At 69.2% G+C, this 20,615-nt stretch carries 18 protein-coding genes; 7 read left to right on the forward strand and 11 right to left on the reverse strand.

The features are described 5' to 3' along the window. Nucleotides 1–61: 61 nt before the first annotated feature. Nucleotides 62–1,792: a ubiquinone-dependent pyruvate dehydrogenase gene (gene poxB / locus MKL11_RS19560; protein ID WP_243946523.1), complete on the reverse strand. Its 1,731-nt coding sequence runs from the start codon at nt 1,790–1,792 to the stop codon at nt 62–64. 124 nt (nt 1,793–1,916) lie between these two features. Next, on the reverse strand, nt 1,917–2,516 hold the full coding sequence (locus tag MKL11_RS19565) for a cysteine hydrolase family protein (protein ID WP_243946525.1): 600 nt from the start codon (nt 2,514–2,516) through the stop codon (nt 1,917–1,919). A gap of 284 nt (nt 2,517–2,800) precedes the next feature. Here MKL11_RS19565 and MKL11_RS19570 point away from each other — a divergent pair, with 284 nt between their 5' ends. Both MKL11_RS19570 and MKL11_RS19575 read left to right on the forward strand, forming a co-directional pair. Further along, entirely contained in the window at nt 2,801–3,193 is a 393-nt protein-coding gene (locus MKL11_RS19570; RefSeq protein ID WP_243946527.1) for a DUF2267 domain-containing protein, read from the forward strand. Nucleotides 3,194–3,415: 222 nt separating this feature from the next. Further along, nucleotides 3,416–3,634 (forward strand): hypothetical protein, encoded by a 219-nt coding sequence (locus MKL11_RS19575; RefSeq protein ID WP_243946529.1) that lies wholly within the window; start codon nt 3,416–3,418, stop codon nt 3,632–3,634. Between the two features lie 13 nt (nt 3,635–3,647). Here the strand turns inward: MKL11_RS19575 and MKL11_RS19580 are convergent, their stop codons facing one another. After that, a complete protein-coding gene (locus MKL11_RS19580) occupies nt 3,648–4,532 on the reverse strand; it encodes a hypothetical protein (RefSeq protein WP_243946531.1) in 885 nt (294 codons plus the stop codon). An 84-nt stretch (nt 4,533–4,616) separates the two neighbouring features. Next, a complete protein-coding gene (locus MKL11_RS19585) occupies nt 4,617–6,692 on the reverse strand; it encodes a M3 family metallopeptidase (RefSeq protein WP_243946533.1) in 2,076 nt (691 codons plus the stop codon). 171 nt (nt 6,693–6,863) lie between these two features. On the opposite strand from MKL11_RS19585, the gene MKL11_RS19590 reads away from it, so the two are divergent. From MKL11_RS19590 to MKL11_RS19600, 3 genes are all read left to right on the forward strand, one after another. Then, on the forward strand, nt 6,864–7,760 hold the full coding sequence (locus MKL11_RS19590) for an extensin family protein (protein ID WP_243946535.1): 897 nt from the start codon (nt 6,864–6,866) through the stop codon (nt 7,758–7,760). Between the two features lie 82 nt (nt 7,761–7,842). Further along, a complete protein-coding gene (locus tag MKL11_RS19595; RefSeq protein WP_243946537.1) occupies nt 7,843–8,946 on the forward strand; it encodes a L,D-transpeptidase in 1,104 nt (367 codons plus the stop codon). Nucleotides 8,947–9,203: 257 nt separating this feature from the next. Then, a complete protein-coding gene (locus MKL11_RS19600; protein WP_243946539.1) occupies nt 9,204–9,593 on the forward strand; it encodes a response regulator in 390 nt (129 codons plus the stop codon). A gap of 9 nt (nt 9,594–9,602) precedes the next feature. Here MKL11_RS19600 and MKL11_RS19605 read toward each other — a convergent pair whose 3' ends face one another. Together MKL11_RS19605 and rsmI are read right to left on the reverse strand one after the other, a co-directional pair. Beyond that, entirely contained in the window at nt 9,603–9,992 is a 390-nt protein-coding gene (locus tag MKL11_RS19605) for a YraN family protein (protein ID WP_243946540.1), read from the reverse strand. Beyond that, nucleotides 9,989–10,963 carry a 16S rRNA (cytidine(1402)-2'-O)-methyltransferase gene (gene rsmI / locus MKL11_RS19610; protein WP_243946542.1) on the reverse strand — a complete coding sequence of 325 codons (975 nt, stop codon included), beginning with the start codon at nt 10,961–10,963 and terminating at the stop codon, nt 9,989–9,991. Before rsmI ends, MKL11_RS19605 begins: the two co-directional genes overlap by 4 nt. Before the next feature lie 135 nt (nt 10,964–11,098). On the opposite strand from rsmI, the gene MKL11_RS19615 reads away from it, so the two are divergent. Then, on the forward strand, nt 11,099–12,388 hold the full coding sequence (locus MKL11_RS19615) for a penicillin-binding protein activator (RefSeq protein ID WP_243946544.1): 1,290 nt from the start codon (nt 11,099–11,101) through the stop codon (nt 12,386–12,388). On the opposite strand, the gene hemW is transcribed toward MKL11_RS19615, so the two are convergent. Genes hemW through rph form a run of 3 tightly spaced genes read right to left on the reverse strand, consistent with a single transcriptional unit; the run spans nt 12,389 to nt 14,942 of the window. Then, on the reverse strand, nt 12,389–13,564 hold the full coding sequence (gene hemW / locus MKL11_RS19620; RefSeq protein ID WP_243946546.1) for a radical SAM family heme chaperone HemW: 1,176 nt from the start codon (nt 13,562–13,564) through the stop codon (nt 12,389–12,391). It lies immediately after the preceding gene. A 38-nt stretch (nt 13,565–13,602) separates the two neighbouring features. Beyond that, a complete protein-coding gene (rdgB, locus tag MKL11_RS19625; RefSeq protein ID WP_243946548.1) occupies nt 13,603–14,232 on the reverse strand; it encodes an RdgB/HAM1 family non-canonical purine NTP pyrophosphatase in 630 nt (209 codons plus the stop codon). Beyond that, nucleotides 14,229–14,942: a ribonuclease PH gene (rph, locus tag MKL11_RS19630; protein WP_243946550.1), complete on the reverse strand. Its 714-nt coding sequence runs from the start codon at nt 14,940–14,942 to the stop codon at nt 14,229–14,231. The genes rdgB and rph overlap by 4 nt, the downstream gene beginning before the upstream one ends. Nucleotides 14,943–15,108: 166 nt before the next feature. On the opposite strand from rph, the gene hrcA reads away from it, so the two are divergent. Further along, on the forward strand, nt 15,109–16,164 hold the full coding sequence (gene hrcA / locus MKL11_RS19635) for a heat-inducible transcriptional repressor HrcA (RefSeq protein ID WP_243946552.1): 1,056 nt from the start codon (nt 15,109–15,111) through the stop codon (nt 16,162–16,164). Between the two features lie 10 nt (nt 16,165–16,174). On the opposite strand, the gene MKL11_RS19640 is transcribed toward hrcA, so the two are convergent. Then, nucleotides 16,175–18,172, reverse strand: coding sequence for a methyl-accepting chemotaxis protein (locus MKL11_RS19640; protein ID WP_243946554.1), 1,998 nt, complete (start codon nt 18,170–18,172; stop codon nt 16,175–16,177). Nucleotides 18,173–18,553: 381 nt separating this feature from the next. Beyond that, nucleotides 18,554–20,554 (reverse strand): methyl-accepting chemotaxis protein, encoded by a 2,001-nt coding sequence (locus MKL11_RS19645; RefSeq protein WP_243946557.1) that lies wholly within the window; start codon nt 20,552–20,554, stop codon nt 18,554–18,556. Nucleotides 20,555–20,615: the final 61 nt, after the last annotated feature.

A 20,615-nucleotide genomic window follows, 5' to 3' on the forward strand; every position in this document is an offset into this window, starting at 1 on the left:
GGAACCTCCCAGGATCGCCCGCCCCAGCGGTCTGGAACGGGTCTAGATTATCCTGTGAGGTCTACCGGATGAGGTTGGTTTTGGCGAGGTCGAGAACTGCGTCACCGCGCCCATCCATGACAGCTCGCAGCACATAGAGGCTGAAACCCTTCACCTGCTGCCCGTCGATCTTGGGCGGCATCGACAGCTCGTTGCGGGCGGTGCGGACATCCAGCAGCGAGGGGCCGTCGAAGGCGAGGAACTCGCCCATGGCGGCCGGCAGATCGGCCGGGTCCTCGACCCGAATCGCAAAGATGCCGGCCGCCCGGGACATCGCGGCGAAGTCCGGATTGTCGAGGGCGACGCCGGTCTCGAGATAGCCCGCAGCCTTCATCTCCAGCTCGACGAAGCCGAGGGTGCCGTTGTTGAACACCACGACCTTCAGCGGCAGGCGGTGCTGTCGGAGCGTCAGGAAATCGCCCATCAGCATGGCGAAGCCGCCGTCGCCGCAGAGCGCGATCACCTGCCGGTTCGGCTCCGCGGCCTGGGCGCCGATGCCGTGCGACAGGGCGTTGGCCATGGAGCCGTGGACCCAGGAGCCGAGCAGACGGCGCTTGCCGTTCATCGCCAGGTAGCGCGCCGCCCAGATCGTCGGCGTGCCGACATCGGCGGTGAAGATCGCGTCGTCCGCGGCCGCCTCGCTGATCGTCTTCGCCAGATATTGCGGGTGGAGCGGGCCGCCGGCCTTGCCGGTGGCGAGCTCGTCGAGGCCGGCACGGGCCTTGGCGTAGTGCTTCAAGCTGGCATCCAGGAACGACCGGTCGGCCTTGGGCTTCAGGCGCGGCAAGAGCGCCCGGATCGTCGCCCCGACATCGCCGACCAGCCCGTGCTCGATCCGGCAGCGGCGGCCGAGCTCCGACGGGCGCAGGTCGACCTGGGCGATCTTGGCGTCCTGCGGGTAGAACTGCTTGTAGGGAAAGCCGGTGCCCAGCATCAGCAGGGTGTCGCAGGCCATCATGGCGGCGTAGCCGGACGCGTAGCCGATCAGGCCGGTCATCCCGACATCGTAGGGATTGTCGAACTCGACATATTCCTTGCCGCCGAGCGCGTGGACGATCGGGCTCTTGAGCGCCTCGGCGAGCTGCAGCAGCTCGGAATGCGCGCCCGCGCAGCCGCGCCCGCACAGCAAAGTTACGCGCTTGCCGGCGTTGAGCAGGGCTGCCAGGGCGTCGAGCTCGGAATCGGCCGGGCGCACCACGGGCTTGGCCGGGATCAGCCCGGCATGGGGGGCGAGCGCGCGCTTGGGCGCGTCGCGCAACGCCACGTCGCCCGGGATGACGATGACGGCGACGCCCCCCTCCCCCACGGCGGCGCGGATCGCGTTCTCCAGCACGAACGGCATCTGCGACGGGTCGGAGACCAGCTCGCAATAATGGCTGCACTCGCGAAACAGCTCGGTCGGCCGCGTCTCCTGGAAATAGCCCGAGCCGATCTCGGCGGAGGGGATCTGGGCAGCGATCGCCAGGACCGGGGTCCGGCTGCGATGCGCGTCGTAGAGGCCGTTAATCAGGTGCAGGTTACCGGGGCCGCAGGAGCCGGCGCAGACAGCGAGCTTGCCGGTGACCTGCGCCTCGGCGCTCGCCGCGAAGGCCGCCGCCTCCTCGTGGCGGGTGTGGATCCAGTCGATCCGCCCGCGCGCGCGCAACGCCTCGGTGATCCCGTTCAGACTATCGCCGACCACTCCGTAGATGCGGGCGACGCCCGCCTCCTGGAGGGTCTCGGCGATGAGGTCGGCGACGTTCTCGATGCGCATGGTTCGGCACTCCGTCTTTTCGGATCCGAACCGCATGGCCGCTAACGATGTTCCGCCGCCGGCCGCCTCATGGTGCAATGCACACCTGACCGCGGCGGCGGTCGTCCCGCTGCGGGCTCAGACCTCAATGCCGAACGGCGTCGACATCCCGGGCAACGACAGCGAACAGGTCGCCCAAAGCCGCGAGGCTGGCCGCCTGGAGCTGCGCCGCCGACACCACCGAGCCGTCCGGCGCCGGGAGATCCCGCGTCGCGGTTGCGGAGGCGATCACGGTGGGCTGGAAGCCGAGGTTGAAGGCCGAGCGGGCCGTCGAATTCACGCACATGTGGGTCATGAAGCCAGCCAGGATCAGGTCGGTCACGCCAGCGCGCTTGAGCCGATCCTCCAGGTCCGTGCCCACGAAGGCGCTGGGGAAGGCCTTGGTGATCACCGCCTCGCCGTCCAGCGGCGCCACCTCCTCGGAGATCTGCCCGCTCGCGGCCGTGAGGTCGTAGGGTGAGCCAGGCCCGGCATTGTGCTGGATATGGAACACCGGCGTTTCGGCCTCCCGCGCCCGCCGCAGCAGGATCTTGGCCTGCGCAACCGCCGGTTCGACACCGGACAGGCGCAGAACCCCGTCGCGATAGGTGTTCTGGATGTCGATGAGGATGAGCGCGGCCTTCTTCAGGCTCGCGGGCTCCGGGCTGAGGCCGGAAAGGCCGCGCAGGGTCTTCAGATCGCTCACCCGTGTCTCCCAATGCATGTGCGGTCGATCCGCCGGTGAGGCCGAACGGCGGCGGCCAGAATCGCCGCACCGTCGGCTACCCAGTTCGGACCTTAAACCGGTCCTGCTTCGCCGCCTACGAGGCCATTGCGCGCCGCGAGCCGGCAAAGTTGGATCTCTGATTGCGCAGACCGGCGCCTCTCGGGCTCAGCGGCACGGTTTCCCAGGGAAGTCGGGACGCGCGCTTGATTTCCGGCGCCTCAGAGTCGAAGGACGTCTGGAAACGTTCCGAAGAGATCAGCGTCATGGAAGAATTGCTCGCCCGCGTCACCGCCCGCACCGGGCTCGACGCCGCGACCGCACAGACGGCCATCGGGCACATCCTCGCCTTCCTGCAGAAGGAGGGTCCCGAGACCGAGGTCAATCAGCTTCTGGCCGCGTTGCCCGGCTCCGAATCGCTGGTGGCCGAATCGAATGCCGGCGAGGGCGGCGGCGGCGGCTTGATGGGCATGCTGGGCGGGATGATGGGCGGTGGCGGCGTCATGGCGCTCGGCCAGAAACTGATGGCGGCCGGCGTGCCCATGGGCCAAATGCAGCCGCTCGGTCAGGAGCTGTTCGCCTTCGGCCGCGAGAAGGTCGGCGAGGACGCGATGGGGCCGATCATCGGCTCGATCCCGGGGCTCAACCAGTTCATCTGACGCGACCATCGTCCCGAATGTGCGAATCACCTTTCGAGGTGCATCGAGGATTGGAGGCATGTGTGCGGCCGCACTGTTTTCGGGCCGCTCCTGAACGATCGTAAAAATGTGGTTTCGCCGCGCAAGCTCGGCGGAACCCCTCCACGCGATCCCCGTTATTCGGGATGCGATCCGGGCCAGCGCCATCGGCGGATGACCGGGCCGCACTCATGCAGGCCGGCCATGCCCGTCTTCGAAGCCAAGAATTTGGACAGCGCGTTCGAGGGCCAGGCGCTCCTCGCCGCGATCCTGCATCCGACCCGCGCCGCCCAGACCCGGGCCCTGCGCCACGGTCGCCGGCGGGCCGAACGCGCCGCCGTGATGGCCGATCCGTTGACGATCGAGCCGCGCTTCCCAACCGCCAATGACGAACTTGCCATGGCCACCTTCCACGGTCGCTGAGCCCTCCGGTCGCTTACCAGGGCTGGGGCGTCACAAGGCCCTGGCGGGTCACCACGACCCATTCCCGGCCGCGGCGCTCGACGCCCTCGACCCGTCCGACACCCGGTAGTACGTCGCCCGGACCGACCTCGACGATGCGCCGCCGACGGTTCTCCAAGACGGCAGCGCCGTCGTAGACATCGCGGACCGCCCAGCCGTCGATCACCGGCGGCTTGTCCGCCGCGACGGGCTTCGGCTTCGCGTCCGCTACCTTCGCCTCTGCACTCTTCAGATCAGTCGCCTTCGCTTCGGTGACCTTCGCGTCGACGCTGCGCGTCTCGGCGAGGCTCCCGGTTTGGGTCGGCTCGGCCTTCACAATCGCCAGCGATGCGGTGCGCCGCTCGAGCTGGGTGGCCAGGTTGGCGATCCGGCCGCTCTGCTCGCGCTCGACTTGCTCGAGGCGCTCGCCCAGGGCGGCGGTCTTGGCATTCAGGTTCTTGTCGAACTGCGCCAGCCGTTCGCCCAGCGCGCTGCTGCGGCTGCCGGCCTCCTTGCGGGCGGTGTCTGTGGCGGCGCGCAGGTCGGCGAGTACCTGATGGAGCTGGGCGATATCGGCACCGAGCCGGGCGGTCTCGGTCCGGCCGGCATCAACAGTGGCGCTCAGCGCCACGACGGCATCGCTCGGCACGCCACCGGACCCGGAACGGGCCGCGACGCCGGCCCCGAGCACCAGCCCGACCGCGAGGGCGGCACCCGGGATTGCGTAGCGCCGCAGGTCGATCCCGGCGAGCGACGGCATCGCGAAGCGCGGCGCCACCGGCGCGGCGACGGGATCGGCCTTCGGCTCCGCCTTGCCGGCCACGACGGCCTTGAGCAGTTCCTCCGGAGAGAGGGCCGGCTTGGCATCACTCTTCGTCATCGCCCCCAACTCCGCCTGCAGGGATTCTCTGCAAGCGTTCGTTAAGGACGTTTGTTTACGAAACCCTTACCGGCCATCCTCGCGTCAGGCGGCAAGCCCCCGCTTCTTCAGCAGCGGCGCGATGCTTGGCATGCGGCCGCGGAAGGCCGTGTAGGCGTCGCGCGGATCGCGCAGGTTGCCGGCGCCGTACACGAAGGTGCGCAGGCGCTTCGCCGTCTCCGGATCGAAGATGTCGCCGGCCTCCCGGAAGGCGTCGAAAGCGTCGGCGTCCAGTACCTCGGACCAGAGATAGCTGTAATAGCCGGCGGCATAGCCGTCGCCCGAGAAGATATGGGCGAAGTGCGGCGTCCGGTGGCGCATGCTGATTTCGGCCGGCATGCCGATCCGCTGCAGGGCGTCGGCCTCGAAGGCCGGCACATCGAGGCCGGATTCGCCGCCCGACGAGAGGTGGAGCGTCATGTCGACGATCGCCGAGGCGGTGTATTCCACCGTGGCGAAGCCCTGGTTGAAGGTGCGGGCCGCGAGCAGCTTGCGCAGCAGGGCGTCGGGCATCGGCTCGCCGGTCCGGTGGTGGCGGGCATGGGCCTTCAGCACTTCCGGCTGCTCCAGCCAGTGCTCGTAGAGCTGCGACGGCAACTCGACGAAGTCGCGCGATACCGATGTTCCGGAGAGCAGCGGGTAGGTCACGTCCGAGAGGAGCCCGTGCAGGGCGTGCCCGAATTCGTGGAACAGGGTGCGGGCGTCGTCGAAGGACAGCAGCGCGCTCTCGCCGGCGGGTGCCTTGGCGAAGTTCATCACGTTGACGATCACCGGCGTGACCGTGCCGTTCAGACGCTCCTGCGAGCGGAACGCGCTCATCCAGGCGCCGGAGCGCTTCGAGGACCGGGCAAAGTAATCGCCCAGGAACAGACCGACCTCGGACCCGTCCGGGTTGCCGACCCGCCAGACGCGCACGTCCGGGTGGTAGCGCGGCACGTCAAACAGTTCCTCGAAGGTCAGCCCGAACAGACGCGAAGCCGTGTCGAAGGCCGCCTGGATCATCCGGTCGAGGGGCAGGTACGCCTTGACCTCGCTCTCGTCGAGGTTGTGCTCGGCCCGCCGCAGCTTCTCGGTGTAATGGCGCCAATCATGCGCCTGGAGCGCGAAGTTGTGGCCCTCCTGCTGGACCAGCGCCTGAAGTCGCTCGCGCTCCTCGCCGGCCCGCGCCCGGGCCGGTGTCCAGACATCGCGCAGCAGGTCCATGGCGGCGTCGGGGTTCGCCGCCATCGTGTCGTCGAGCTTGAAATGCGCGAAGCTGTCGAAGCCCAGCAGCCGCGCGTGCTCGGCGCGCAGCCCGACCATCTCGACGATGATCGCCCGGTTGTCGGTGGCGCCGCCATTCTCGCCGCGCCGGGTCCAGGCCGCGTAAGCCTTCTCGCGCAGGTCGCGCCGGGTCGAGCACACCAGGAACGGCTCGATCAGCGAGCGCGACAGGGTGATGACATGGCCCTCGAGCCCGCGCTCCCGGGCCGCGCTCTCGGCGGCGGCACGCAGGAACGGCGGCAGGCCGGCCAGATCGTCCTCTCTGGTCAGCGGCAGGGTGAAGCTGCTCTCGTCGGCCAGCAGATTCTGGCTGAACTGGGTGCCGAGTTCCGACATCCGGGCGGCAATCTCGGCGATGCGCGCCTTGTCGGCCGGCGCGAGATCGGCGCCCGCGCGGCGGAACCGGATGCGGTAGCGGTCGAGCACCCGGCGTTCCTCCGGCCCAAGGCCCTCCGCCCCGGCATCGACCGCCGAGATCCGTGCCCAGAGCTGCGGGTTCAGGTAGATGGCGCTGCCGTGCCGGGAGAGTTTTGGGCCGATCGTCCGCTCGATCGCCTGCAGATCCGGATTCGTGTGGCTGCCGGTCAGATTGTAGAAAACGCCGGCCACCCGTTCGAGGGCTTGGCCCGCCCGCTCCATCGCCGCGACGGTGTTGGCAAAGGTCGCGGGCGCCGTGTCGGAGGCGATACCCTGGATCTCGGCATCGTGGGCAGCGAGCGCGGCGTCGAAAGCCGGCAGGTAATGCTCCGGCTGTATGCGCTCGAACGGCGGCAGGCCGTAGGGCGTGCTCCACTGCGCGTCGCGGAAGGGGTTGTCCTGCGGCAGGCTCGGGAGCCCGGCATCGGCGACATCCGGCATTCGGTCCTCGGTGGTGTGTGGGTCCGGCGGGTGGTTCGGGCCGCGAGAGGGTATCCGCGGCCGCTTGAGGGAAGACAGAGGCTCCTTCGGTAGCCCCGTCAACCGGATTGGAGCGATCCGAATGCGGTTCCGTTCGTTTCCACACGGCCCGCGCCCGCGCTTCGAGGATCCATGCCGCTCCGCCGACCGACGATCTTTCTGGCCCGAAGCACCCTCGGCCTCGGCCTCTGGGCGCTGGCATCTTCCCCCGGCTTGGCAGCCGAGGCTCCGGCCGTCCCGGTGCCGCCCCCGCTTCCGCCGGAGCGGCCGAGCGAGCTGAAGCCGGCCCAACCGGCGGAGCAGAAGCCGGCCCCGACATCCGAACCCGCGATGCCGACACCACCGGTCCGACCGGCGGAACTGACGACGCCCGCCAAGGATCCCGCTCCGGAGGCGCAAAAGCCGGAGATCCCGACGCCGCCCCCGACCCCGCCGGAGCGGCCGGCCGAACTCTCCGGCGAGGCGGCCCTGGCCCTCAAGGTCGCACCGCCCGACGACACCGCCTGCCGCGCACGCCTCAGGCGCCTCGGCGTCGCCTTCGAGCCGCTGCCGGCCATCGCCGAGGGCCAGTGCACGGCTCCGCTGCCGCTGAAAGTGACGAAGCTCGCCGACGACATCGCGCTGCCGGGCGGCGCGACCCTCACCTGCCAAGTGGCCGAATCCTTCGCCCGCTGGGCCACCGAGGTGCAGGTCGTGGCGGATCGGACGCTCAAGCATCCGCTCACCGGGCTTGACCTCGGCGGGACCTATGTCTGCCGGGGCCAGAACCACGATGTCGACGCCAAGCTGAGCGAGCACGCCTTCGCGGCGGCCGTCGACGTGATGGGTTTTGCCTTCGCGGGGCACCCGAGCATTGCGGTCAAGGCGATGCCGGCGGGGTCCGAGGAGGAGGAGTTCTTGACATCCGTCCGCGGCAAGGCCTGCGGGTTCTTCCGCACGGTTCTGGGCCCCGGCAGCAACGCCGCCCATGCCAACCATTTCCACCTCGACGACCGCGAGCGCAACGCCGGCCATCGGCTGTGCGAGTAGGGCGGCCGTGGCAGCGGAACGTTCAAGCCGGCTCGATGCTTGTGCGACCGGAGCGCGCCCGCTCCCGGAGATTTTGACGGCGATGATGCAGAGAACCACGCGGCCGGTTTGCGCGGCTCTGCTGGCGATGAGCCTCACGGCACCGGGAGCGTCGGCGCAGCCCGACAAGGCGCCGGCCCTCACTGCCGAGGCGATCAACACCGCGACTTTCAAGGTGCCGGAGGCCGACAAGGCTGATCAGAAGAAGCCGGAGGCCAAGACATCCGCCAAGAAGGCGCGCGACGCCAAGAAATCCGACGACAAGCCCGATCCGCTCATCGTGAAGGCGCAGGTCCTGCTCGACCGGGCGCGGTTCTTTCCGGGCGCGATCGATGGCCTGAAGGGCGAGAATTACCAGCGCGCGCTCTCGGCCTTCGCGGTGGCGCAGGGCCTGCCCGCCACCCAGGACCTGACGCCCGAAATCTGGGACAAGCTCCAGGCCACGAGCGACAAGCCGGCCGTGTCGGACTACGCGATCACCGAGGCGGACGCCTCCGGTCCCTACGTGGACAAGATCCCGCCCAAGATGGAGGCGCAGGCCGACCTCAAGGCCCTCAGCTACACCAACCCGCGTGAGATGCTGGCCGAGCGGTTCCACATGAGCCGGGACCTCGTCAGCGCGCTCAACCCGGACAAGCCCCTCGACAAGGCCGGCACGTCGATCCTTGTGGCGGCGGTGGACCCGATGGGCACGAACAAGCCGAAGGGCAAGGACCTGCCGCAGGAGCCCAAGGTCGAGCGGATCGAGGTGGACAAGTCGAGCCGCGACGTGCGCGCCTTCGGGGCCGACGGCAAGCTGCTCGGCTATTACCCGGCCTCGATCGGCAGCACCGAGAAGCCGGCGCCGAGCGGCGACACCAAGGTCAAGGGCGTCGCCTTCGACCCGGACTACACCTACAATCCGAAATACGCGTTCAAGGGCGTTAAGACCAAGCAGAAGTTCTCGATCAAGCCGGGGCCGAACAATCCGGTCGGGCTGGTCTGGATCGATCTCGCGATCCCGAGCTACGGGATCCACGGCACGCCCGAGCCCGAGAAGGTCGGCAAGACCGAGTCCCACGGCTGCATCCGGCTCACCAACTGGAACGCCCGCGACCTGGCGGCGCACGTGACCCGCGGCGCCAAGGTGTCGTTCAAGGACGACTGAGCCAAGGCATCGCACCGTCATGGCCCGGAAGCCGACAAAAATGTATCGCCGGTTAACATCAATGCGGTCATGGCCCCGGGAACGGCAAGGGAACGCTTGACACGTCCGGTATTCCGGGCGACGCCACGGGTGATCTCGCGGACCGCCTGGCAAAGCCGCTTCGGCGCCTCCAAGCGCCGCTCTTGCGGCTCGCGAGGCGAACCAATGGCACGGCAAGATCCCCGGTACGGGGGCGATCGAAGGGAAGACGGCCCGGCGTGACTGCTGACCCCAACGATGACATCCTGACCGGCGTCCGCGTGCTCGTCGTCGAAGACGAAGCCGCGATCTCTATGCTGCTCGAGGACATGCTGCTCGACTTCGGCTGCGCCGTGGTCGGCCCGGCCGCGCGCCTGTCGACCGCCCTCGAAATGGCGTCCCAGGAGACGTTCGAGATCGCGATCCTGGACGTGAACGTCGCCGGTGAGCCGATCTACCCGGTCGCCGAGGCGATCGTGCAGCGCGACCTGCCGCTCGTGTTTTCCACGGGTTATGGCGGAGCGGGCATCCGTGAGCCGTTCCGCGACCGGCCCGTAGTCCAGAAGCCGTTCAGCCAGGCTGATCTCAAGCGCACGCTGATCGGCGCGATCCGCGCCGCTCGGGGCTGAACGAATCCCCTACAGCCCCTCAATGGTGAAGACCTCCGGCAGATGCGCCGGCCATTCACCGGGGCCGACGAACACCGCGTCAGCCCGCAGTGTCATCCCGGTGCACCAGGGATTGCGCCCGACCCAGGCCCGTACGGCGCGGGAGAAGCGCCGCCGCTTGGCCGCGTCGATCGCCGTGCGGGCATCATCCAGGCTGGATCGCGCTTTCACCTCGACGAACACGATGGTGCGCGCCCGGCGGACGATCAGGTCGATCTCGCCCCCGGCAAAGCTCACCCGGCGCCCGATCGGCCAGTAGCCCTTCAGCAGCAGCGCCGCCATCGCCATCCATTCGGCATGGTGTCCGCGCAAATAGGCGGCGCGACGCCGCAAGGCTTGGTCCGGCACGGTTCCGTTCAACCCTGGCTGTCCCGGGCCAGCACCAGCGCCCGGGCGTAGATGGTTCGACGCGGCTGCCCGGTCTCGTCCGCGACGAGGCTCGCCGCATCCTTGATCGAATGCCGTTCGAGCGCGGTACGGATCAACCCGTCGAGGGCGGCGTCCCCCTCCGCCGGGCGGTCCGGCGTGATCGCGGCGCCGATGATCACGACGATCTCGCCCTTCGGGGCGCCTTCCTGGCCGAAGCGTTCGCTCAAGGAGCCCAACGTGTCCCGGCGGATCGTCTCGTAGAATTTGGTCAGCTCCCGGGTCACCGCGGCCGGACGGTCGGCGCCGAGCACGGCGGCGGCATCGGCCAGCATCTCCGGCAGGCGATGGGGCGACTCGAACAGCACCAGCGTGCCCGGGACCTGGATCAGGGCTTCGAGCCGGTTGCGCCGGGCACCGGCCTTCTGGGGCAGGAACCCCTCGAAGAAGAACCGGTCCGTCGGCAGGCCCGCCGCCACCAGGGCGGTCATCACCGCCGACGGCCCGGGTACCGGCGTGATCGCGATCCCGGCCTCGATCGCCGCCTGGACGAGCTTGTAGCCGGGATCGGAAACGAGCGGCGTGCCGGCATCCGAGACCAGGGCCAGGGCCTCCCCGGCCTGCAGCCGCGCCACCATCCTGTCGCGCACGGTCTCGTTCGAGTGCTCGTGATAGGCGAGCAGCGGCGTCGTGATGCCGTAATGCGCCAGCAGCGTCCGGGTCACGCGGGTGTCCTCGGCCAGGACGGCGTCGGCCGCCGCCAGGGTCGCGAGTGCCCGGATGGTGATGTCGCGCAAGTTGCCGATCGGCGTCGCCACGATGTGCAGCCCCGGCGACAGCGGCTCGGTCTCGCTGGCCAGCCCGAAGGCCGTGAAGGTGGTGTTCCGCGGACGGTCGGCGCTAGGCTTTTGGGGCGTGAATTTGCTTGAAATCGGGGGCCCCGGGTCATCGAATCGACGTGTCATCGTGGGCGATCTTGCCACACTCCTCGCCCCGCGTCGCGGCCGCACGTCGAGACCGGGGGCAAGTCGGCACCGGTGCGTTTACATTTGAAAATTGCCCGGTCAGGTTGTTCATGCCTGCCCGAAGGAGACCGCGCCATGGCGCGTCCGAAGTGTCGGCGGGACCGTCTCGCGCGCGTCGCCGTCCTGACCGCCGCCCTTGGCGCCCTGTCGCTGACGCTGGGCGGCTGCCTTGGACTCGGCGGTTCAAGCGCGTCCCGGCGTGCGCCTCCAGCACGGGCCGAGCTGTCGCCGCCGGCAGACGTGCCGCTGGATGTCGCCCCGGCGAATCCGGCGGGCGCCCCGGTCGCTCCGCTGACTCCGGCCGCCTCGGGCGGCAACCGCATCGGTTCGGGGACCGTGAAGGTCGCGCTGGTCCTGCCGCTCACCGGCACCGGTGTGGCGGTCGGCAGCGCGATGCGCAATGCCGCACAGCTTGCCTATGACGACGGGCAGCAGCCGGACCTGACGATCCTGGTCGAGGACGACCGTGGCAGCCCGGACGGCGCCCGGGACGTGACCCAAGAGGCCCTGAAGCAAGGCGCCGATATCGTGCTCGGCCCCGTCTTCGCCGCCAACGTCCAGGCCGCCGCCCTGCCCGCCAAGGCCGCAGGCAAGCCGGTGATCGGGTTCTCGACGGACGAGTCTGTCGCGGCCCGGGGTGTCTATCTCCTGAGCTTCCTGCCGCAGCCGGAAGTCGACCGGATCGTCGACCAATCCGTCGCCGACGGAAAGCGCTCCTTTGCGGCTCTGATCCCGGAGACCGCCTACGGCAATGCGGTCGAGGCCGAATTTCGCGAGGCGGTGGCCCGCAAGGGCGCCCGGGTGGCGGCGGTCGAGCGCTATCCGGCCGGCGCGCCGGGGCCGGCGATCGAGCGGCTGGCCCGGGTAATCACCGGCGCCGGCGCCACGGCCGACACTTTGTTCATCCCGGAGACCGCGGAGGCCATGCCGGCGGTGGCTGCGTCCCTGACCAAGGCCGGCTACAACCCCGCCCGGGTCAGGCCGATCGGCACCGCCCTGTGGAACGAGCCGGCCCTGTACGCCCTGCCGGCGCTCCAGGGCGGACGCTTCGCCTCGCCGGACCGGAACGGTTTTTCCAACTTCAGCGGCCGCTACCAGGCCCGGTTCGGTTCGGTGCCGCCGCGGGTCGCCTCGCTCGCCTACGACGCCGTGATGCTATCGGCGGCGCTGTCCCGCCAATACGGCTCCCAGCGCTTCGCCGAGACGACGCTGACCAACGCGTCCGGCTTCGCCGGCACAGACGGGACCTTCCGGTTCCGCCCAGAGGGATTGAGCGAGCGGGCCCTGGCGGTCTACGAGATCCGCAACAACGCCGCGACCCTGGTCAGCCCTGCGCCGCGCGTCCTGGCGAAGCCGGGAACCTAATCAAGCGGCCAACTCGCCCACGAGAGCATTGAGGACAGGTGCCCCGCGGGGCGTGGCGGCGATGCGCCCATTGGGCAGGCGGTGCAGCAGGCCGTCGCCGACCAGCATGCCGATGCGGTTGCCGTTGAGCGGCCGGCCTTTCAGGGTGGCGTAGCGCTCGGGGTCGATCCCCTCGGCGAGCCGCAGGCCCATCACGAGAAACTCGTCGGCCTGGTCGGCGGCCGAGAGCGTCTCGGTCTCGACGATGCCGTGGCCTTCGCGCTCGACCCGCGCCAGCCAGGCCTCCGGGCCGCGCTCGGTGACGGTGCCGAGCCGACCCTCCGGCGTCACCAGCCGGCCATGCGCCCCGGGGCCGATGCCGGCATATTCGCCATAGCGCCAGTAGAGCAGGTTGTGGCGGGACTCCGCGCCCGGTCGGGCGTGGTTGGAGATCTCGTAGGAGGGCAGGCCCGCCCGTCCGCAGAGCTCCTGGGTCACGTCGTAGAGGATGCGGCCGGTCTCGTCGTCCGGCGTCACCAGCTTGCCGGCAGCGGCGAGGCCATGGAACGGCGTGCCGGGCTCGATGGTCAGCTGGTAGAGCGACAGATGCTCGGCGGCCCGCGCCAGCGCTTCGGTCAACTCGGATCGCCACAGATCAGGCGTCTGGTCGGGCCGGGCATAGATGAGGTCGAAAGAGGTCCGCGCGAACACGGCCTGCGCGATCCCGATAGCAGCAAACGCCTCCGCGGCATTGTGCAGCCGGCCGAGTTTTTTGAGGGAAGCGTCGTCGAAAGCCTGCACGCCGAGGGAAACCCGGTTCACCCCGGCGGCGCGGTAGCCACGGAAGCGGCTGGCCTCGACGCTCGACGGGTTGGCCTCCAGGGTGATCTCGGCGTCGGGCGCCATCGACCAGTGGCCGGCAACCGCGTCGAGCAGGCCCGCCACCGTCGCGGGATCCATCAGCGAGGGCGTGCCGCCGCCGAGGAAGATGCTGGTGACGGTGCGGCCCGGGGTGCGGGCGGCATTGTGAGCGATCTCGGCCCGGAAAGCGTCGAGGAAGCGTGGCTGATCCACGCCACCATGCCGGACATGGCTGTTGAAGTCGCAATACGGGCACTTCGCGGCGCAGAAGGGCCAGTGCAGGTAGATCCCGAAGCCCGCGTCGCGGGTCGGATGGTCCGGGCCGGTGGAACTCATGATCGCCCGGATGTGAGAGTGCCGGCCCGGTTTGGCAATCAGGATGCCGGCGCCAGGCAGGCGCGGCTCAGGAGCACGAAGGCCCGGGCGCGGTGCGACAGCCCCTCCCCCGTCTGCCAATCGACCCCGTGCTTCTCCTCGGCGCTCATCTCGCCGAAGGTGCGGGCATGTCCATCCGGCCGGAAGATCGGATCGTAGCCGAAGCCGGCATCGCCGCGCGGCGGAACGAGGGTGCCGAACACGCGGCCCTCGAACAGCGCGGTATGGCCGTCCGGCCAGGCGAGCACGAGGGCGGAGACGAAATGCGCCGTCCAGTCGCTCGCCTGACGCTGCTCCAGTTCCGAAAAGATCCGCGTCATCGCGCCGGAAAAGTCCTTGGCCGGCCCGGCCCAGCGGGCGGAGAAGATCCCCGGCGCCCCGTCGAGCGCAGCGACGCAGAGGCCGGAATCATCCGCGAAGGCCGGAAGCGCCGTCGCCTTCGCGGCGGCATGCGCCTTGATGGCGGCGTTCTCGGAGAACATCGTGCCGGTCTCGTCGGGCTCCGGCAGACCAAGCTCGCCGGCCGAGACTGCCTCGATCCCGAACGGCGCCAGAAGCTCGCGCATCTCCGTGAGCTTGCCCGCATTGTGGGTGGCGATCACCACCTTGCCGGTCAACCTGCGACTCACGCGATCGCCTCCTTCTGAAGCGCCACCAGCCGGTCCGTGCCGGCGCGGGCCAGCCGCAGCAATTCGAGGAGCTGCGCTTCGGTGAACGGCTCCATCTCGGCGGTGCCCTGCACCTCCACGATGCCGCCCCGGCCGGTCAGCACGAAGTTGGCGTCGGTCTCGGCCGCCGAATCCTCGGCATAGTCGAGGTCGAGCACCGGCGTGTTCTTGTACAGGCCGCAGGACACCGCGGCGACATGATCGCGCAGCGGGTCCACCGAGATGATCGAGCGGGTGCGCATCCAGGCAAAGCACTCGTAGAGCGCCACCCAGGCCCCCGTGATCGCGGCGGTGCGGGTGCCGCCATCGGCCTGGATCACGTCGCAATCCACCGTGATCTGGCGCTCGCCCATGGCCGGGAGATTCGTCACCGCCCGGAGCGAGCGGCCGATCAGCCGCTGGATCTCCTGGGTGCGGCCGGAGGGCTTGCCCGAGTTGATCTCGCGCCGGGTCCGGTCGTGCGTGGCGCGCGGCAGCATGGCATACTCGGCCGTGACCCAGCCCTTGCCGGAGCCGCGCAGCCAGGGTGGCCCGCGCTCCTCCAGGGAGGCGGTGCAGAGCACGCGGGTGTTGCCGAAGCTGACCAGGCACGAGCCCTCGGCATAGCGCGAGACCGCGCGCTCCAGGGTGACGGGCCGCAGCTCGTCGGCGGCGCGCTTCGAAGGCCTCATGGCGGGCCCTTTCCGGTGAGAGAGTGAGGGCCGGGCTCTTAGGCCGCCGGGCCGGCGCGGGCAAGCATCGCCGTACGGATTGATCCCCGGACACCGGGCGGACATGATCACACGACAGGATGACCGCGTGACCGACCCGAACACCCCCTTTCCGCTAGACCCTTCGATGCAGGCTCTCGCCGCCCTCAACGACCGCGCCCGCGAGATCTTCCGGCAGATCGTCGAGAGCTATCTCACCACCGGCGAGCCTGTGGGATCGCGCAACCTCGCGCGCATCCTTCCCATGGCGCTGTCGCCGGCCTCGATCCGCAACGTCATGGCGGATCTGGAGCATTCCGGCCTGATCTTCGCGCCGCACACCTCGGCCGGCCGCCTGCCGACCGAGCTCGGCCTGCGCTTCTTCGTCGACGCCATGCTCGAACTCGGCGATGTCGGCCAGGAGGAGCAGGCCCGGATCGAGGCGGAGATGCGCGCCGCCGCCTCAGGACACACCTTCGATTCGGCTCTGGCCGCGGCTTCGACCATGCTGTCGGGCATCTCGCGCGGCGCCGGCGTGGTACTGACCACCAAGGCGAACGTGCACCTCAAGCATATCGAGTTCGTCCGCCTCGATCCGGCTCGCGCCCTGGTGGTGCTGGTCTCGGATGACGGCTCCGTGGAGAACCGGCTGGTCGACCTGCCGCCGGGCCTGCCGGCCGGCGCGCTTCAGGAGGCGACGAATTTCCTCAACGCGCGCCTGCACGGTCGCACCCTCGGGACCCTGCGGGCCGAGATCGAGGCCGGCCGCACCGCGATGAAGCGGGAGCTCGACGCGTTGACCGAGCGCCTGGTCGATGCCGGCTTGGCGACCCCGGTGGGCCCGAGCGAGGCCCGGCAGCTGATCGTGCGCGGCCAGGCGAACCTGCTCGACGACCTGCGCGCCGTCGAGGACCTCGAGCGCATCCGCCTGCTGTTCAACGACCTGGAGACGCAGAAGGACGTCATTGACCTTCTGGCCCGGGCCGAGGGCGGCGACGGCGTGCGGATCTTCATCGGCTCGGAGAACAAGCTGTTCTCGCTGTCCGGCTCGTCGCTGATCGCGGCACCGTTCCGGGACGGGTCGCAGAAGATCGTCGGCGTCGTCGGGGTGATCGGCCCGACGCGGCTGAACTATGCCCGCATCGTCCCGATGGTCGACTACACCGCCCGCGTGGTCTCGAAGCTGCTCGACGGCGGGCGGTGACGGTTTCGGCTCAGGCGACCCGCACATTGTGCAGGAACCCGGCGACTTCCTGCGTGAGCTGGGCCGATTGCCGCGAGAGTTCGGAGGCGGCGGTCAGCACCTGATGGGCCGCCGCGCCGGTCTGCTCGGCCGCGCCGGCGACCCCGGTGATGTTGGTGGTGACCTCGTCCGTGCCGCCCGCCGCCTGGCCGACATTGCGGACGATCTCCTGGGTCGCCGCACCCTGCTCCTCAACCGCCGCCGCCACCGCGCTGGTCACGTCGTTGATGTAGCGGATGCGCGTCACGATCCCGTCGATCGCCTGCGTGGCGTGATCGGTCGAACCCTGGATGCGGCCGATCAGACCGGTGATCTCTTCGGTCGCCCTGGCGGTCTGGCCGGCCAAGTCCTTCACCTCGGCGGCGACCACAGCGAAGCCGCGGCCGGCCTCGCCGGCGCGCGCGGCCTCGATCGTGGCGTTCAGCGCCAGCAGGTTGGTCTGCGCCGCGATGCTGGAGATCAGCCCGACCGCGTCTCCGATTCTGGCGACCGCCTGGGCCAGCTCATGCACCAGCTGGCCGGTCTGATCCGCCTCGCCGACCGCGGCCTGGGCGAGGCTCGCCGAGCCCTCGACCTGCCCGGCGATCTCTTGAACGCTGGAGCCGAGCTGCTGAGCCGCCGCCGCCACGGTGCGGACATTGGTGGCTGCCTCTTCGGCCGCCGCCGCGACGCTGGTGGATTGTGCCGCCGCCTGCGTCGCGCTCGCTGTCAGGGTCTGCGCCGTGGCCTCCAGCTCGGTCGCCGACGATGAGACCGTGCCGACGATGCTGCCCACCGCCCGCTCGAAATCGTCGGCCAGCGCGATCATCGCGCGCTTGCGCTCGGCTGCCGCAGCCGCGTCGGCCAAGCGTTTCACCTCGGCCTGCCCGGCTGCCTTCCGCGCGACCAGCGCCTTGATGTCTTCTACGGCGCGGCCGACCATGCCGATCTCGTCGCTGCGCCGGGCCTCCGCGATCTCGGCATCGATCGCCCCCCGGCTCATGCGCCGCAACGCCTCGACGAGGCGGTTCAATGGACGCGACACGGTGATGGTCATCAGCCGGCCGACTACGAGGCCGAGCACCAGCAGCGCTATGAGGGTCGCCGCCGCCAGCAGGAGCGCCAGACGCTCCACCGGCGCGAGGGCTGCGGCTTTGTCGACCGAGAGGGCGACGTACCAGTCGAGCGAGGCCGGAAGGTTGGGCACCCGGGCGAAGACCGTCAGCGTTGCCCGATCGCCCTCCCGGGTCTCCGTCACCTGCTCACCGATCTTCGGCAGCGGCCCGGACACCAGATCCGACAGCGGCTTGCCGATCAGCTCGGCGCGCGGATGAATCAACACCTTGCCGGCACCGGTGACCAGATAGGCGTAGCCGTCACCGGTGGCCACCCGGCTGATCATCTGGGCGAGCACGCCGGAATCGAAGTCGCTCCCGACTGCGCCGTGGAAGGTTCCGGTCTCGTCCAAGACCGGAGCCGCGGACGTAATCGTGATTTTATGGGTGCTCGCCGCAACATACGGCTCCGTCAGGAACAGGCCTTTGAACGCTTCGGCGCCCTTGTACCAGGGGCGCTGACGCGGATCGTAGCCGGGCGCGATCTCGCCCTTCGGCATCTTGGTGTAGAACCCGTCCGTGCGGCCGAAGGAGCTCAAGAAGAAGGCCTCGCGGGCAATGGGCGCGCCAAGGACGCGGTCCGCCTCCGGGCCGGCCCCCACGGCAACGATCTCCTGCGCGATCAGCTGCGTCAGATCGAGCTTGCCCCGCAGCCAGTTGCCGACGCTCTGCGCCGCCGAGGCGCTCAGATCCGTCATGGTGTGCGCCAGGTTGCCACGGAGGGCAGCGGCCTGAACGACGTAGATGTAAGCTGAGCAGGCCACGAAGACGGCGCAGACGATTCCAAGGATGAGGAACGTCGCCCGACCGGCGACGCCGAGGCGCGGACGCGGGATGGTCGCAGCCTCGAACGCCTCGCCGCCCAGGTCAGACACGCGGTTTTCCTAGAATCAGGAGACGATCAACATCACGCCACCGTGAGGATGGCGCTTTCGGCCCCCGCCGTCCAGCAACCCTGACGCGAACGTACGCAATCGAAGCGTCATAAGGCGCAGATGTCCATTCTTCTCCGGATCAGACTCGATATCTTGCGCCAATCACGATTAATTTCTCACTTTTTCGAAGGATATGCGCAAGTATAAACTTTCGCATCGGATCATTTAATATTGTCTATAAGAAATATAAAAGGTACTTTTTCTCCAAGCCTGAGTTTCCGAAAACGACAATGCCGGCGGCCATCGTTCGAGAAATGGCCGCCGGCTCCAGGCAGGCATGCCGGGCGTGTAGCCGGTGTCCCGAAGGCGGGGCCCGTCTGATCAGGCAGCCCGTACCGTATGCAGGAAGCGGGCGACTTCCTCTGTGAGCTGCGCCGATCGCTGCGAGAGTTCGGAAGCTGCGTCCAAAACCTGATGGGCCGCGGTACCGGTCTGTTCCGCTGCTTCGGCGACACCGGTGATGTTCGTCGTCACCTCGTCCGTGCCGCTCGCCGCCTGCGTGACGTTGCGAACGATCTCCTGTGTCGCCGCGCCCTGCTCCTCCACCGCCGCCGCCACCGCGCTGGTCACGTCGTTGATGTCGCGGATGCGCGTCACGATCCCGCCGATCGCCTGCGCGGCCTGGTCGGTGGAGCCCTGGATCCGGCCGATGTGACCGGTGATCTCTTCGGTCGCCCTGGCGGTCTGCGCAGCGAGCTCCTTCACCTCGGACGCCACCACGGCAAAGCCCCGTCCCGCCTCGCCGGCGCGCGCCGCCTCGATCGTGGCGTTCAGCGCCAGCAGGTTTGTCTGCGCCGCGATGCTGGAGATCAACCCGACCGCGTCGCCGATCTTGGACACCGCCTGAGCGAGTTCCTGCACGAGCCGGCCGGTCTGGTCCGCCTCGCCGACGGCGGCTCGCGCGAGGCTCGCGGAGCCTCCGACCTGTCCGGCGATCTCCTGCACGCTGCTGCCGAGCTGTTCGGCGGCGGCGGCAACGGTGCGGACATTGGTGGCCGCCTCCTCGGCCGCCGCCGCGACGCTGGTGGATTGCGCAGCGGCCTGGGTTGCGGTGGCTGTCAGGGTCTGGGCGGTTCCCTGGAGTTGCGTCGCCGAGGATGCGACTACGCCGACGATCGCGCCCACGGCCCGCTCGAACCCATCCGCCAGCGCAATCATGGCATGCTTGCGCTCGGCCGCCGCAGCCTCATCGGCGAGGCGCTTAGCCTCGGCCTGCTCCGCGGCCTTCCGCGCGACCAGCGCTTTGATGCCCTCAACGGCGCGGCCGACCATGCCGATCTCGTCGTCGCGCCGTGCCTCCGCGATCTCGGCATCGATCTCGCCCTGGCTCATGCGCTGCAGGACGCCGACCAGCCGGTTTAACGGACGCGATACGGTGATCGTCATCAGCCGGCCAACCACGATCGCAAGGACGAGCAGCACCAGGAGGGTGGCGGTCGCCAAGTCCCGCATCAGCGCGGTGGTCGGGGCCAACGCAGCGGCGCTGTCGACCGAGAGGGCGACGTACCAGTCGAGCGACGGCGGCAGGTTCGGGACGCGAGCGAACACCGTGAAGGTCGCCCGGTCGCCCTCGCGGGTCTCGGCCAAATCGCCGCCGATCTCCGGCAGGGGCCCGGACAGCAATTTCGACAGCGGCTTGCCGATCAGATCCGCACGGGGGTGGACCAGCACCGTGCCGGCGCCCGATACCAAGTAGGCGTAGCTTTTGCCGCCTGTCGCAACCTCTGCGATCATTCGGATGAGGGCCGCGCTGTCGAAATCGCCGCCGATCACGCCGAGGACCGCCCGGTTCTCGCCGAGGATCGGACCCGCCACGGTGATGGTGACGACGTTCGTCGCGGCATCGGCGTAGGGCTCGGTCAAGACCGCTTGCCCCGCCAAGAGGGCATCCTTGTACCAGGGACGTTCACGGGGATCGTAGCCGGGTGGCAGTTCGGTCTTGGGCATTACGGTGAAGAAGCCATCCGGACGGCCGAGATAGGTGCTGAAGAAGACCTCGCGCGCCAACGGCAAACCGAGCACGGCGTCCGCCTTTGGTCCGACTCCGACCGCTGCGATCTGCTGGGTCATGAACTGCGTCAGTTCGAGCTTGCCGCGCAACCAGTTGCCGACGCTTCGCGCCGACGCGGCACTCAGGCTCGACATGTTGGCGTTGAGATCGGCCCGGAGGGCTGAGGATTGCGTGGTGTAGAGATAGACGGAACTCGCCCCGAAAGCGGCGCAGACCACAACGAGGATCATGAGCAGGGCACGACCGGACACACCGAGGCGCGGGCGCGACACGCGCGTCAGTTCAGTCGCTTTGATATCCAGTCCTGACATGCACGCCTCTGAACAACCGATGATTGACCGACTGTCCGGCACATTCTGCATCCAGTAGAAT

The organism is Methylobacterium sp. J-077 (assembly GCF_022829365.1).
Lineage (GTDB): Bacteria > Pseudomonadota > Alphaproteobacteria > Rhizobiales > Beijerinckiaceae > Methylobacterium.

What these genes read in the sequence shown, in the direction of transcription:
- poxB (WP_243946523.1), bottom strand. Translation starts at nt 1,792, where the DNA reads ATGCGCATCGAGAACGTCGCCGACCTCATCGCCGAGACCCTCCAGGAG.
- MKL11_RS19570 (WP_243946527.1), top strand. Translation starts at nt 2,801, where the DNA reads ATGGAAGAATTGCTCGCCCGCGTCACCGCCCGCACCGGGCTCGACGCC.
- MKL11_RS19575 (WP_243946529.1), top strand. Translation starts at nt 3,416, where the DNA reads ATGCCCGTCTTCGAAGCCAAGAATTTGGACAGCGCGTTCGAGGGCCAG.
- MKL11_RS19580 (WP_243946531.1), bottom strand. Translation starts at nt 4,532, where the DNA reads ATGACGAAGAGTGATGCCAAGCCGGCCCTCTCTCCGGAGGAACTGCTC.
- MKL11_RS19585 (WP_243946533.1), bottom strand. Translation starts at nt 6,692, where the DNA reads ATGCCGGATGTCGCCGATGCCGGGCTCCCGAGCCTGCCGCAGGACAAC.
- MKL11_RS19590 (WP_243946535.1), top strand. Translation starts at nt 6,864, where the DNA reads ATGCCGCTCCGCCGACCGACGATCTTTCTGGCCCGAAGCACCCTCGGC.
- MKL11_RS19595 (WP_243946537.1), top strand. Translation starts at nt 7,843, where the DNA reads ATGATGCAGAGAACCACGCGGCCGGTTTGCGCGGCTCTGCTGGCGATG.
- rsmI (WP_243946542.1), bottom strand. Translation starts at nt 10,963, where the DNA reads ATGACACGTCGATTCGATGACCCGGGGCCCCCGATTTCAAGCAAATTC.
- MKL11_RS19615 (WP_243946544.1), top strand. Translation starts at nt 11,099, where the DNA reads ATGGCGCGTCCGAAGTGTCGGCGGGACCGTCTCGCGCGCGTCGCCGTC.
- hemW (WP_243946546.1), bottom strand. Translation starts at nt 13,564, where the DNA reads ATGAGTTCCACCGGCCCGGACCATCCGACCCGCGACGCGGGCTTCGGG.
- rph (WP_243946550.1), bottom strand. Translation starts at nt 14,942, where the DNA reads ATGAGGCCTTCGAAGCGCGCCGCCGACGAGCTGCGGCCCGTCACCCTG.
- hrcA (WP_243946552.1), top strand. Translation starts at nt 15,109, where the DNA reads ATGCAGGCTCTCGCCGCCCTCAACGACCGCGCCCGCGAGATCTTCCGG.
- MKL11_RS19645 (WP_243946557.1), bottom strand. Translation starts at nt 20,554, where the DNA reads ATGTCAGGACTGGATATCAAAGCGACTGAACTGACGCGCGTGTCGCGC.